The sequence below is a fragment of the Candidatus Moraniibacteriota bacterium genome, from assembly GCA_016699875.1.
In the GTDB taxonomy this organism is placed as follows: domain Bacteria; phylum Patescibacteriota; class Minisyncoccia; order Moranbacterales; family UBA1568.
Genome location: CP064989.1, coordinates 730,449 through 744,161 on the forward strand (window position 1 = coordinate 730,449; position 13,713 = coordinate 744,161).

Below are 13,713 nucleotides of genomic sequence, written 5' to 3' on the forward strand. Positions count from 1 at the left end.
GAATTATTGTACATCTAAAATTTTTCAGAAATTCCCCGTGGCAATGTACGTGATAGTCGTTGAATAGCTACCAGCCTCGGTGGTAGCGGCGACGTTGACAATGTAGGAAACGGTATAAGTAGTGCTGGCTGAAGCAGCGGATGCGCTTGCAAGCGTGGTCGTAGTATTAGTGATGTATCGGAATTGGTCGGCAGTATTGTAGTCGCTTGCTGCTGCACCAGATCCGCCGGAAGGATCGGTACCGGTATTTGGTGTTGCATTATCTTTCAGGTTGATACCAAACTGCTCCGTGCCGGTCGATGACGTTGTTTTTGTGCCCATAGCGCTGATTGTATTGGCGCCGCTTGTCAGGGTATCGCCGTAGTAGGTGATGGTGTAACCGCTTGTTGCATTGGTAGCGGCGGCGAGTGTGTTGGCGGTTCCATTATTAAAGCCAGTATTTGATGAATCAGGGTTTCCTCCGCCAGATTTGGTGAGAGAGACTGTATTCTGCGAAATTGCAAAAGTGAGGTAGGGATCAATAGTAGTTGAAACGACTACTTGATCGTCATCTACGATAGCGGTTGCCACCTGACCTGTATCTGAAGCGGTTGCAATGCCGATAATATATGTTCCAGCCGTTGTTGGATTTACGACTTGGTGAGTTCCTGTTCCTCCTGTTGTAGCATTCGTTCCTACCTCAATGATGACTTTCCAACCAGCGGTAATGGCGGTGCCGCCACTTGTCGGATAAGTGAGAGTGAGTGTTCGATTGCCGGTGCCACCAAAAGCCGCTCCCCATGTTGACGCTCCGGCGGTTCCGGCAAGTGTCTGGTCGTTTTCTGTGCCGCCAGCTCCGTAGGAAAGGTCTATGTCACTAAAGACAACGCCAGTCGTAACATAATCGGAGGGAAGTGTAACGACAATAGTGCCACTCGACATGGCCGATGTCGAAGTGAAGAGAAGTGTGTGGTTGGCCGCGGTGTTTTTCTTGATGCGACTCTGGGTATCGGAGAGCGCGGTGAGCGAGGCGGCGGATGTGGTTTGTACGTATGCGGCTGAAAGTAAAGAAAAAGAGAGGATAATGACAAGCCCCCCGGTTACAATACTTTTATTTATCCGCGCTCGAATATTTCTTTGAATGTGCACTCCGAACGACATATTTTTGGTTTTGCAGTGAGGCACTTTCCAAACAACACACAACGAGTGCTTCTCGCGTGACATAAGTATAGAGCTTTTCTGTTTTTTCGACAAAGGAACAAATGCTGCGTGTCAAGAGGCTGCCTACCCTTCACTTTTCTTGGGCGCTCCGCTAGGATAGGGAGTATGAAGAAAATATTGCAGCAGGCTCTACGAGAGGCATTCCAATCGCTGTGTCGCGAAGGTGTCTTTTTGATTTCACAAGAACAGCGGGAGGGACTGATATTTGAGGTGACGGTTCCGAAAGATGATTTGCATGGGGATTACACATCGAGTGTTGCACTGTCTCTGGCTGGTCGTCTGAAGCAGTTGCCGATTGATATCGCGCATACCTTAAAAGAGAAACTCTCGCAGAACGAGCGATTGAGCCAATTTTCGGTCGAAGTCGTTGCGCCTGGTTATGTCAATTTCTCTCTTACTCCAGAAGCATTGTCGGATATGGTGGCTGATATCTGCAGACAAGGGAGGACATATGGATCTCGTGCCGACGATAAGCAACGGAAGATCCTTTTGGAGTTTGTGTCTGCCAATCCGACCGGGCCGCTCCATATGGGGAATACGCGGGGAGGTTTTTTCGGGGAGACGCTCGCGCGGGTTTTGAGGAAGTGTGGCGCCAATATTGCCACGGAATATTATGTGAATGATGCCGGGGAACAGGTGGACAAGCTGGGACACAGTGTGCTTCGAGATGCTGACGCGGTATATGCAGGTGATTATATAGACCGTCTTGCTGAGAGATGGTCACGAGAGGGCGAAGGTTTTCGTGGGACTGATCCGCGATCGATCGGAGAATGGGCGGGGAGCATTATTCTCGAAGAATATATCAAGCCAACACTTCGTGAGAAAATGGGTATAGCTTTCGATGTGTTCATTTCCGAGAGAGATGACATTATCCGGTCAGGTTTTGTTGATAAAGCAATTTCACTGCTTGCGGAGAAAGGATTGACGTATGAGGAATCGGGTGCACTGTGGCTTCGGACGACCCAGTATGGTGACGACAAGGATCGCGTGCTTGTGAAGGCGAATGGGATCAAAACCTATTTCGCATCGGATTGCGGATATCTGCTCCACAAACGAGAACGCGATTTCGAAGAAATTTACGAAGTGTGGGGCGCGGATCACCACGGATATGTGGCGAGGTTCCTCGCGGCAGCGGAGGCGCTTGGATTCTCTCGGGATCAGGTGAAATTCACATTGGTTCAAATGGTGCGGCTCGTGAAGGATGGCAAGGAAGTCCGCATGTCCAAGCGCGCCGGGAACGTCGTGACGGTAGATGAGTTGCTCGGTCGAATCGATGCGGAAGTTGTAAGATTCTTTTTCCTTATGTATTCTCCCGATACGCACATGAACTTTGACATGGGACTCGCTGAGGAACAAAGTAAGAAGAACCCGGTCTTCTACGTGCAATATGCGCATGCTCGTATGGCGAGTATTTTCCGAAAAGCAGAAGAGGAACTTGATCTAGATTCGAGTCAATATTCTGCTAAAGAGAGTGGAACACATTTGCGAAATTCGAAAGAAATTCTTCTGGCGCGGCATCTGGCGAAGTTTCCGGACATGCTCTGCCTGATTGCTGAAACATCCGCTGTGCATCAGTTGCCGCAATATGCCATTCGATTGGCGGATCTTTTCCACTCGTTTTATGGTGAATGCACCGTGATCGATACGGAAGATATGAATACGACTCGGTTGCGCCTGGCGCTTGTGGGCGCGACAAAGAATGTGCTTGCCGAGACACTTCGGTTGATCGGCGTATCGGCACCGGAGAAAATGTAGATTTCTTACCGAAAGGGCGCGTGCCTTTGACAGTGATTGACACCTTGTTATGCTGACCAAAGTGTCAGCTTTTCTTTTCGAATCTCATTTGGGAATCGTGCAAAGAGGAGTCTTTTATACTTCTTCGTGCTATGTCGACGCCGCTTCATATATTGAAAACACAATTCGGATTCGAATCGTTCCGAGAACATCAGGAAGCGATTATCGAAGCGGTACTCGCAGGGAAAGATGCGTTCGTCCTTATGCCGACCGGAGGAGGAAAGTCTCTCTGCTATCAAATCCCGGCGCTTTTATTGCCTCACGTCACTGTGGTAGTGTCACCACTCATTGCGCTTATGAAGGATCAGGTGGAGGTGCTTCGGGTGGCGGGTGTTGCGGCGGAATATCTCAATTCCTCGCTTTCGATGGATGAGCAAGATCGTGTACTTGCTTCGCTTGCGCGCGGGAAGACGAAACTTCTCTATATCGCTCCCGAGCGGCTCTTTGGCGCGTCATCACTTGTGCCGTTTTTGCAAGAAGTGGGCGTGTCGCTCTTTGCGGTTGATGAGGCGCATTGTATTTCGTCATGGGGACATGATTTCCGTCCGGAATACCGATTTCTCTCCGATCTCAAAAAATTTTTCTCTGGAACGCCGACTCTCGCGCTCACGGCTACAGCAGACAATCTCACGAGTCGAGATATCATTGAGCGGTTGGCGCTCCGGTCGCCCGTCTGCTTTCAGTCGAGCTTTGATCGTCCGAATATCCGCTACGCTATCGAACCAAAAGCGAAGAGCTTCGATCGTCTGCTCCGCTATCTCTCTGCTCGGCGCGGTGACTCCGGCATCATCTACACGCTTTCGAGAAAGTCGGCTGACAGTGTGGCGAAGCGCTTGGCTGATGCGGGGTTCTCGGCGCTTCCGTATCATGCAGGGCTCGATGCGGCCGTGCGCGACCGTCATCAACAGAAGTTCTTGCGCGACGAGACCAAGATTGTCGTGGCAACTATCGCTTTTGGTATGGGGATAAATAAATCCAATGTGCGCTTTGTGGTGCATATGGATCTCCCCAAGAATATCGAAAGTTACTATCAGGAAACGGGCCGGGCAGGCCGGGATGGATTGCCGAGCGAGGCGCTTCTTTTTTACTCTCCGGCGGATGTGCGGAAGCTCGCGCGATTTGCAAAAGTTGATGGAAACGAGGAGCAATCGGCGGTGATGCTTCGTAAACTCAAACAGCTGGCGGATTTATGCGAGGCGTCCGTCTGTCGTCGTCACCTCCTTCTGCGGTATTTCGGCGAATCATCTCCTCAGTCATGCGACGCTTGCGATGTATGCCTTTCTGAACAGACGACTTTTGACGGTACGCTCATTGCGCAAAAACTACTCTCGGCGGTGTTTCGTCTTCATGAGCGGTTCGGCTTGGGCTATACGATCGATGTGCTTCGCGGTTCGAAGTCTGAGAAGATTCGTCCTGAACATCGTGTCCTGAAGACATTTGGTGCGGGCGCTGATATCTCTCGCGAGCTTTGGTTCCGATATGCGAAGGATCTTATCGCGCTTGGGTTCCTCAGGCAAGCGGGCGAGCCATATCCGACACTTTCTCTTACCGAGAAGAGCGCGGCCGTGCTTCGTGGCGAGATACGAGTGATGCTTACTGCATTGGCTGATAATACAAAGAGGGAGGTGAAATCGGAGGCTCCTGAGTATGAAGCGACATTATTCGATCAGCTCAAAGCGCTTCGCACGGAATATGCTCGCAAGGAAAATGTCCCACCCTATATCATTTTCTCTGACGCAACGCTTCTCGAATTGGCGACTTTTCTTCCGACAAATATATCGGAACTGCCTCGCATTTCAGGTTTTGGCGAAGTAAAAACGCGTCGATATGGAAAAGCATTTCTCAACGTTGTTGCGAAGTATTGCGCAGAACACAACCTTTTATCAAGGATGTCGGAGAAGGTATCTGCTCGCTCGCGTCGAAGTCGAAGAAGATAGCGTGGGCGCCGACTCCTCTTTTCTTGCGTCATCTCAATCCACGATCGGAACAGGGCACCTACAAGGGGCGCCCTACCCATACAATTCATCCCCCTTCCACATTTCCGGATTCTTTTCGATATATTTCACAATCAAGTTCCATTCTCGATCATTCCGAATAATGTGTTCGTAATAATTCCGTTGCCATATTGATTTTTCAAATCGCGGGAATTCTTTGGTTTTAACGTGTTGAATGTATTCATTTGCGGTCAACGATTTAAAGGCACCAATAATATTTCCAAGGGTTGTGCCGATCGGGATCGGTAGGGGCGACGGCTTGTCCTCGCCATGTTCCCGATTGTCTGTTTGCGAATAATGTAGATGGGACACCCACAAGGGGCGCCATGCAAAAGGGCGCCCACAAGGGGCGCCCCTACCATTCAGAAACATGATACAATGTTTCTATGTTCTCTTTCTCTCCCGCTTTCTCCTATGAAACTCTCCTGGACACGCGCCATTCAATGGGTTGGCATTCTTGCGGTGTTGGTTTTTGTTGTGGCTCTTCGATATGAGGCACCGTCAGAGGCGGGCATGCAAATGAATGCCTCTCCGGACTCACCCTTCTCCCAATCCCTCCGCGGCTACTGGAAACTCGACGACGGCACTGGCACCAACGCCACGGACTCAAGTGGCAATGGGAACACTCTTGCCATGACTGGATCCCCAAGTTGGGTGACCGGACAAATTGGTCCCTCCGCCCTCGACTTCTCCGGAAGTGGACAGTATCTCTCCATCGCCTCTCCCTCAAGCGCTCTCGACTTTACCGATGGAGCGAGCTTTACATTGACCGGCTGGTTCAATAGAGACACATTTGCCAATGATCACACCATCCTCTCCACCAAGAGCGGACAGTCTACTGAAAGTGATGGCTACATCGCATATATTGACGATGCAACGGATCAGCTTATCATTCGCTTTGATGAAAATGGATCAACCGATGCAAGAACGTTTACATCCACATCCACCTTTACGGCTACCGGTTGGCATAGCTTTGCTCTCTCTTGGAATGAAAGCGCTCCCGATGCCGTTCTCTATATCGATGGTAAACCCGATGGGTCAGGAAGCGGAACCGTCTTTGCCAGTATGGGAGATCTTTCCAACTCAAATGCTTTCTACATTGGTGCTGAAACCGATGCTGGGAATCCTTTCGATGGCAAACTCGATGATATCCGTATCTATGGTTATGCCCTCAGTGCTGAGCAGGTGAAGAAACTGTACAACACCACCGCTCCCACCCAACCCGTTGATACAAGCTTAGTAGGACACTGGACCTTTGATGGGACGGATATACAGGGGACCACCGCAATTGATAGAAGCAGCTTTGGGAATAACGGGACGATAACGGGAGCAACGAAGACTATTGGGAAGTTGGGTCAGGCACTCAGTTTTAATGGGACGAGTGATTATGTGGATGTAGGAACAGCGCTAGATTGTAGCGGCACCAAAACAGTCAGTCTTTGGTTTAAAGAACTTGGCAATGAAGATACGCTCTTTTTCTCATCGACAGGTGGAACGAGCGACTATATTTTAATTGAGTTCTATAATTCAGATAGGATAGCAGTCGAGGTGGAAGATACATATCCAAGTTCAAAAAGCAGGCAAGTGAGTGGATTTAATACGGATGAATGGTATCATCTCGTTGTAACCAAAACAGCAGGAGGTGTTACTGGTATTTATGTTAATGGTTTTGATGAAGCTGGATCTGGAGGTAATTTCTCACCGTTTGGAGGAACGAACAAAACATATATCGGCAGACATCCAAGCGGAGGATATTTTGAAGGATCAATTGACGATGTACGCATCTACAATCGCACGCTTTCCACAACGGAAATCACAAATTTGTATAATTTGGGGAAATAGGGAATAACGAAAAAACTATGAGGAGGAAAGTATTTTTGAGTTCAATGGGAGTTTTAATGAGTTTCTTCTTGGTGCAGGAAGCAACTGCATCGCCTTCGATTTCTTCTGTTTCTGGCACATGGAATCACAAGTCCACGATCACAGTGAGTGGTTTAGGATTTGGTACGAAGGCTACCGTGGCGCCGATAGTGTGGGATGATGCATCGGGGAGTAACATTTTGAATAACTGGAGTGGCGCATGGCCGACGTCAGCGGCGGGGTCGTCGCAAATGAATTATTATTTACCAATGCGCGGAGTCGCTCTACCTCACAACAACATTACAAAATATATAGCAGGTTGTATAAGCGGTGGTGGTGCTGATACTGGCAATAATGCAGATTTATTTAAAACAATTTCAAATGTACAATTCCCGTCTTATATGTATGTTTCTTGGTATCATAGAGCTGATCCGGCATGGGTATTTACAGGAAGTGAACACAACTACAAATTGTTTGATTGGTCTATTGGAACCGAGCCGATGGGTAGTGACAACTGGTATTTCGAATATAATCCGCCGCCTTTAAACAATACACCTACCGGTTCGGATCCATTCAATGATCCGAACTATCATACCAATAACAATGGTGGTATGGGAATGTTCAGTACATGGGGTGATTATGCCTATAAACCAATGAATGGATGGGTCAAACTCGAACTTGAGATAAGATTCGACAGAACAGCATCAGGATATGTAAAAGCTTGGGAAAATGGGAAACAAGTTTTTAATAATAGTGGCGTAACAGATGCTACATCTGGATCGCAGAGAACGGTTACTGTGGGCGGATATACAATGCCGAGAAGTAGTAACCAATGGATGTATTTTGCTGACGTCTATATTGATACTGCCCGCCAGCGTATTGTCCTTGCTAACAACCCCAATATCAACAACGCCACCATTAAAGAAGTCCAGATCCCGAGCGCATGGAACGATACGTCAATCAGCCTCTCTTCCAATCTTGGTAAGTTCACGAGCGGTCAAACCGCATACCTCTTTGTCTATGACTCGACCGGCACACCAAATACAACTGGTTATCCGGTGACGATCGGCGGCGGAGGTGGTGGTGACACCACTCCTCCCACTTCTCCCACCAACCTTGTCGCAAATGCCACCAGCCAATCAAGCATTACCGTCTCTTGGACTGCTGCTACTGACAACATCGGAGTAGCAGGCTACCAAGTGGAACATTGTTCTCCTTCTGGTTGCTCCACATTTACCCAAGTAGGAACTCCAACATCTTCTCCTTTTATTGATTCAGGATTAACAGCAAATGCCTTCTACAACTACCACGTCCGTGCCGTCGATGCTGCCGGCAATACTTCAGGCTGGAGCAATGTTGTGGGAGCAACTACTCAAGCCGCTTCACAAACGCCCACCATCTCCCTCTCTGCAAACCCGACGAGTATCACCTCCGGACAATCCAGTACTCTTACTTGGAGTTCCACTAACGCCACTAGCTGTACGGCTTCCGGAAGTTGGTCTGGTACCAAAGCCACAAGCGGCACCCAGTCTGTTTCTCCCGCCACAACGAGTACCTACACCCTCACCTGTACCGGTACGGGAGGAGCGACCAATCAGAGCGCGACGGTAACGGTGGGGAGTGGAGGAAGTAATGTTTCTATGAATGAGTGCTCAACAATGCAAAATGGTTGGATTTTCTGCAATGACTTCGATACCAATGTCACCACTGATACGCAACGAAGAGCACAGTGGGATGATTATGACGGCGCGACCGACGTCAACTTCCCACAGGACAATGGACCATCGCAGAATTCCAGCAACCATGTTGCCCAATTCCTCATTCCACAGAATGCGTCTGCCGGTGCCGATCTTGTCAAAGTTTTTGGCAGTTCCTATCAGAAACTCTATCTGCGCTACTACACCAAATACGCTACTGGTTTTCCATTTACCATGGGGAATCATGGAGGAGGCTTAACCGCAGGTGATCGAGCACATCTCGCTACCTCTGGCTATCGACCTGGTGATCCAGCAACGCCAAGTGGTTCCGACGAATGGGCGGACTTTCGAGTGCAGTACAATAAGGGATCGAATCCGATTCCCTACGCTTACTCATACAATGTTGGCATGTATCAAGACTGTCCAAGCTCTGGAAGCTGCTTTGGAGATTCTTACCCGTGCGTCTATGACAGCGGCCAATCCTACTGTACAAAAGCTGTTGATCGACCAACAGCCACTATGCCGACTATTACAGCTGGTAACTGGCATTGTGTCGAGGAAACGGTTGATATGGGAACAGCGGGACAGTCAAATGGAACATTTCAGCTTACATGGGATGGCGCCTATGCAGGCAATCTGGTCAATATGCATTTCCGAAACAATGCAAACAATTTGTTACACAATCTCTACTTATCGCTCTACAGTGGTGATGCGACGCATGCTCTAGCTGATCAGCGACTCGACAATATCGTTGTCTCCACACAGCCCATTGGGTGTGGGAACACCTCCACCCCCGACACCACCCCTCCCACCAGTCCAACCAACCTCGCTGCCAATGCCACCAGTGAGTCCAGCATCACCGTCTCTTGGGACCCAGCAACCGACAACATTGGAGTCACTGGCTACCAAGTCGAACGCTGTCTTGGTCTCTCATGCTCCAACTTTACTCAAGTCGGAACTACCACAAGCTCTCCCCTTACAGACTCCAACCTGACCGCTTCTACCGGCTACTCCTACCATGTAAGAGCTGTCGATGCCGCAGGGAACACCAGTGACTGGTCTAATGTCGTCGGTACAACGACTCAAGGTACACCCACCCCCACCTCCTGCTCCACCGTCACCCCCACCAACTTCACCACCTCAACCTACACCGGCTACGGTGCTCCCTATGACGTCTTTGTGAGTAACACTCCTCTTATCTCCACCACCTGTACCAGCAGCGATACCCACACGATAAACGCTACCCTCGGTATTACCGGAGACACTACCCGTATCGTCTACACCAAAGGCTACTACTATGATCCCGGTATATCTGACTGGACCTCCTTCACCGGAACCTGTACCGGAGCCTTGAATGGAGACTGGTGCCAAGGAAGTGTCTCTGCCACTCTCACCGATACCGATATCTCTACAGCAAGCGCTTCCGATCCCGCCTACCTGGTCGGTATGACCTGTAGCATACAGGGAGGTACGTGGAAGTGCGGATGCAGAGACACAACGTGTTCTACGTTCTACTGGCAGGTGCAGGGGGCGGGACTCTGAAATCGGAGAGGGAAAAGGGAAATGCGACAACACAGAGGCGAGAGTCTCTTGTGGTGTTGTTTTGGGCGGGGTTAGGTGCTTTTTCTGTTGCCTTGTCTTTCTCTGCTGACCTATTTCTTTGGTTAAAGATATCCATGGTACAATAAAGACATATATTTTTTGTGATGCGCCTATGCCGCAGCCACACGGACTCGGGAGGGGGTTGTCTTCGCTTATTCCGCAAAATCAGAAGAAGTCGGAAGTATCAACTGGGGACAGTCCCCAGCCTGTTTCATCGGCAGCTACCGCTCAAAAGGCGAGTCCATTTGGTGTGAAGATGGCGCCGCTTCAGAAGCTGCCGCCTGTGCCTTCTGAAACAAGAGAGAAAAGTGTGAAATCGGCTGATCAAACTATCGCATCGGGCGCCTCCTCGGGTGTATCACAAAAACAGCAGGGTCTGTCCTCTCCAGTGTTTGATATTCCGGCGGTGCAGGTGGAAAATCCGAGCAGTCCTACGGAAATGTCATCAAGTTCTGTTGAAAATCCGCCGGTATCGACGGGAGAGGGGGTGGCACTGTCAGTGCCTATTGGGAACGTGATACCAAATCCGCATCAGCCACGCATACAATTCAGCGAAGAAAAGCTCATGGAGCTCGCGCAATCAATCAAAGAGCATGGCATTCTCCAGCCGCTCATTGTGACGCGCTCAGGGGGTAATTTTGAGCTTATAGCGGGGGAACGCCGATTGCAGGCGGCGCGAATTGTCGGTCTTTCGGAAGTGCCGGTTATTGTGCGCGAGGCGGAGAATCAGGAAAAATTTGAGCTGGCTATTATTGAGAACATTCAGAGACACGATCTCAATCCGATCGAGGAAGCAAGAGCGTATGATCGGCTCTCGAAAGAATTTCAATTGTCGCAAGAATCCATAGCGAAGAAAATGGGGAGAAGCCGGAGTGCTATTGCCAATACGATGCGGCTTTTGCAGCTGCCGGTCGATATACAGCGCGCCGTTGCTGATGATAAGATTTCCGAAGGGCACGCAAAGGCATTGCTTGCTATCGATAATGCTGAGAAGCAGCGCGCGCTTTTTGAGATGATCGTGCAGCAGAGTCTCACTGTGCGTGAAGCGGAAGCAAAGTCTCGAGGTGTTTCGACTCGACCTCCGAAGAGAGTATCGAAGGATCCGGAAATCGAAGGTCGGGAGAATACTTTGTCAGAAATATTTGGCACAAAAGTTCGCATCGCCAAGACAGCTTCCGGCGGAACAATTCGCATCGAGTATTTCTCCGATGAAGAGTTTAAAAATATCTTCTCGAAACTTTCCGGAAAACATGAAGACGGAACCGGCAGTATGTGATCGCCTTTTTTGACGCTGCTTTCTGCTTTTGAGCGTCGCAGTCTCTCTTGGTCTGCTCAAAGGTAATTATCGCCTTTTTCTTGCCGTATCTTTTCCAAGAGTGTCTTCATTTCGGAAACCTTGTCTTTGCTGGCGACTAAAATACAGTCGTCTGTTTCGACGACAACGACGTTTTCGAGTCCGATTGTGGCAATGAGCTTTTTGTCTGAGAGAATGAGGCATTTCTCACTTCCCACATCGATATGATTTCCGCGTGCGATGATGGAGACTTCATGCCGCTTCTCGAGAAGATCAAAGAGCGCAGACCAGTTGCCGACATCGCTCCATTCGAGTGGTGCCGGTATGACAGCTCGTTTTTCCGGGGGGAGTTTTTCAATAATGGCGGGTTCTATCGGATCATTCGGCAGTTCTTCAAAAAGCTTCTGTGTTTCTTGGGGATTATCTCTGGTGTTTCTCATGCGTTCGAGTGTCTGTGAGAGTTCCGGGGTGAAGACTCTTATTTGGGCCAAAAAAGCGCGTGCTGAGAAAATGAAATACCCGGCATTCCAGAGGTATTCCCAGTTTTTCAGATACTCCTCAGCGGTTTCTCGATCGGGCTTCTCTTTGAAGGAGTCGATTGAAAAGACTCGGTGGTCGTGAACAACGCCGAGATCCTCACCCATTTTTATGTATCCAAAACCAGTGTCCGGAGCCGTGGGATTGATGCCTATAGTGACTATTTTGTCATTGAATTTTGACGCAGTTTCGAATGCGGAAAGAAGTGCCGGAGAGAATGCATCGCCATTGGTGATAACGTGATCGGAAGCGATGGTGGCGACGATGGCGTCGGGATCGCGATCAAATATTTCCTGTGCTGCCAGAGCGATAGCGGCGGCGGTACCGCGGGGAGCTGGCTCGATAATGAGATGATCGGCTTCGATTTCCGGGAGAAGATCGAGAACTTTCCGGCGATATCGGTCGCTCGTACCCACGAATATATTGCCGGTACCGGCGAGTGTCTTCCGAAGCCGTTCCCAGGTGTCTTCCAGGAGGGTCGATCCGCTTTCCGACAAGAAATTATGGAATTGTTTCGGTTTGGATTTTCTAGAGAGCGGCCAGAGTCGAGTGCCGCTCCCGCCCGCCATGATGACAGCGTAGAAGTGTGGATACTGAATAGGCTGTTCGCAAGTGTCTTCCGGCATAGGACTTTTCGAAGTTATGTGCGATATGACAGGTTAAACGATGAGATAAAACAAACGGCGTATCCTCGAGAAGATCGTCTTCTTAAGGGGATTGAATTTCGTCCAAAGCTTTCCCTGATATTCGCACCATAGCGCGTTTTCTGTTTTTTGCAAGGGTTTTGCTATAATGCCAACATGATTGAGAAATTGAAATCTCCTTGGCGCCGGAGAGATGATCAATGGAACGATGATCGGGAGATCCCCTCGAAGATGTCGGGAAAGTTTCGTCGTGTTGTGAGGAGTGTTGCGATTCTTCTTGGGGTGGCGGTGATTGGCGGGTCAATAGCGGGCGGGGTCAACATGTGGCTTGCTCGTCGATCGGAACAATCGAAGCTACTGGCGGTTGAGAATGGAAAATCACAGGAGAGCGCTTTAAATGCCATAGAAGGTTCGCCGGTTGAATCGAATCCGGTGGCGGAAGTGCTGGGAGAGAATGATTTGGGAAGTATCGGCGTGCTTTCAAGTGAGAATTACCGTGTCGGGCAAATTGTACTTGGAGGCGATGTGGGATTGCTCTCGCAGGGTGATGAGCTGACTGAGCTTGGCATAAACGATATTCGCGGCGAAACATTGAGCAGTAAAAACCAAAATGAGGGTCGCGCGCTTATTACCTGGAGAACCAGTAAGGCAGCAAAGTCGACCCTGACTTATAGTAAAACGGCTGGCGGAAGCGAAAAGTCCATTGACGAGGATGGATTCGGTATGTCACATAGCGCCGTTCTTTCCAACCTGGATCTTTCTTCGACGTATCTCTATACGGTGACGGTCCGTGATCGCTATGGAAATGAGGTGACGAGTGATCCGCATGCGGTATATACGGGGACTCGCGTCGTATCGCTTTTCGAGCTTATTACCAATGCGTTGCAAGAGGTCTTCGGGTGGGCAGTAAAGAAATAACAAGTATCAAATTCTCTGTGGGAACCGCGCGGTTCCCTTGGGTCATTGAGTACGTGGATCATTCGAGGTGATTTTGACACGAAGAAGCTGAAGAATAGCAACGGATCATTTGGTTCGAACGCCGAGAACGGAATCTGTTTTGCGTAGTGGAGAAAGGATTTTATCTCTCTTGA

General features: G+C 49.5%; 9 protein-coding genes. 6 read left to right on the forward strand and 3 right to left on the reverse strand.

What is annotated here, in order from left to right; all coding sequences use genetic code 11:
• Positions 1-24: 24 nt before the first annotated feature.
• Entirely contained in the window at positions 25-1,140 is a 1,116-nt protein-coding gene (locus IPK84_03620) for a hypothetical protein (protein QQS15432.1), read from the reverse strand.
• Between the two features lie 165 nt (positions 1,141-1,305).
• Between IPK84_03620 and IPK84_03625 the strand changes: the two genes are divergently transcribed.
• Both IPK84_03625 and recQ read left to right on the forward strand, forming a co-directional pair.
• On the forward strand, positions 1,306-2,955 hold the full coding sequence (locus tag IPK84_03625) for an arginine--tRNA ligase (protein ID QQS15433.1): 1,650 nt from the start codon (positions 1,306-1,308) through the stop codon (positions 2,953-2,955).
• 131 nt (positions 2,956-3,086) lie between these two features.
• Positions 3,087-4,931 (forward strand): DNA helicase RecQ, encoded by a 1,845-nt coding sequence (gene recQ, locus IPK84_03630; GenBank protein ID QQS15434.1) that lies wholly within the window; start codon positions 3,087-3,089, stop codon positions 4,929-4,931.
• Between the two features lie 72 nt (positions 4,932-5,003).
• Here the strand turns inward: recQ and IPK84_03635 are convergent, their stop codons facing one another.
• Positions 5,004-5,300 (reverse strand): hypothetical protein, encoded by a 297-nt coding sequence (locus IPK84_03635; GenBank protein ID QQS15435.1) that lies wholly within the window; start codon positions 5,298-5,300, stop codon positions 5,004-5,006.
• Between the two features lie 102 nt (positions 5,301-5,402).
• Between IPK84_03635 and IPK84_03640 the strand changes: the two genes are divergently transcribed.
• The 3 genes from IPK84_03640 (at position 5,403) to IPK84_03650 (ending at position 11,423) form a co-directional block, all read left to right on the forward strand.
• Positions 5,403-6,830 (forward strand): LamG domain-containing protein, encoded by a 1,428-nt coding sequence (locus tag IPK84_03640; GenBank protein ID QQS15436.1) that lies wholly within the window; start codon positions 5,403-5,405, stop codon positions 6,828-6,830.
• A gap of 17 nt (positions 6,831-6,847) precedes the next feature.
• On the forward strand, positions 6,848-10,087 hold the full coding sequence (locus tag IPK84_03645) for a fibronectin type III domain-containing protein (protein ID QQS15437.1): 3,240 nt from the start codon (positions 6,848-6,850) through the stop codon (positions 10,085-10,087).
• A gap of 172 nt (positions 10,088-10,259) precedes the next feature.
• The gene (locus IPK84_03650) at positions 10,260-11,423 is read left to right on the forward strand and encodes a ParB/RepB/Spo0J family partition protein (GenBank protein ID QQS15438.1); all 1,164 of its coding nucleotides are present in this window, start codon (positions 10,260-10,262) and stop codon (positions 11,421-11,423) included.
• Between the two features lie 56 nt (positions 11,424-11,479).
• Here the strand turns inward: IPK84_03650 and IPK84_03655 are convergent, their stop codons facing one another.
• Positions 11,480-12,604, reverse strand: a complete 1,125-nt coding sequence (locus tag IPK84_03655; protein ID QQS15439.1) for a mannose-1-phosphate guanylyltransferase — start codon at positions 12,602-12,604, stop codon at positions 11,480-11,482.
• 174 nt (positions 12,605-12,778) lie between these two features.
• On the opposite strand from IPK84_03655, the gene IPK84_03660 reads away from it, so the two are divergent.
• Positions 12,779-13,540 (forward strand): fibronectin type III domain-containing protein, encoded by a 762-nt coding sequence (locus IPK84_03660; protein QQS15440.1) that lies wholly within the window; start codon positions 12,779-12,781, stop codon positions 13,538-13,540.
• Positions 13,541-13,713: the final 173 nt, after the last annotated feature.

What these genes read in the sequence shown, in the direction of transcription:
- IPK84_03645 (QQS15437.1), top strand. Translation starts at nt 6,848, where the DNA reads ATGAGGAGGAAAGTATTTTTGAGTTCAATGGGAGTTTTAATGAGTTTC.
- IPK84_03650 (QQS15438.1), top strand. Translation starts at nt 10,260, where the DNA reads ATGCCGCAGCCACACGGACTCGGGAGGGGGTTGTCTTCGCTTATTCCG.
- recQ (QQS15434.1), top strand. Translation starts at nt 3,087, where the DNA reads ATGTCGACGCCGCTTCATATATTGAAAACACAATTCGGATTCGAATCG.
- IPK84_03640 (QQS15436.1), top strand. Translation starts at nt 5,403, where the DNA reads ATGAAACTCTCCTGGACACGCGCCATTCAATGGGTTGGCATTCTTGCG.
- IPK84_03655 (QQS15439.1), bottom strand. Translation starts at nt 12,604, where the DNA reads ATGCCGGAAGACACTTGCGAACAGCCTATTCAGTATCCACACTTCTAC.
- IPK84_03620 (QQS15432.1), bottom strand. Translation starts at nt 1,140, where the DNA reads ATGTCGTTCGGAGTGCACATTCAAAGAAATATTCGAGCGCGGATAAAT.
- IPK84_03660 (QQS15440.1), top strand. Translation starts at nt 12,779, where the DNA reads ATGATTGAGAAATTGAAATCTCCTTGGCGCCGGAGAGATGATCAATGG.
- IPK84_03625 (QQS15433.1), top strand. Translation starts at nt 1,306, where the DNA reads ATGAAGAAAATATTGCAGCAGGCTCTACGAGAGGCATTCCAATCGCTG.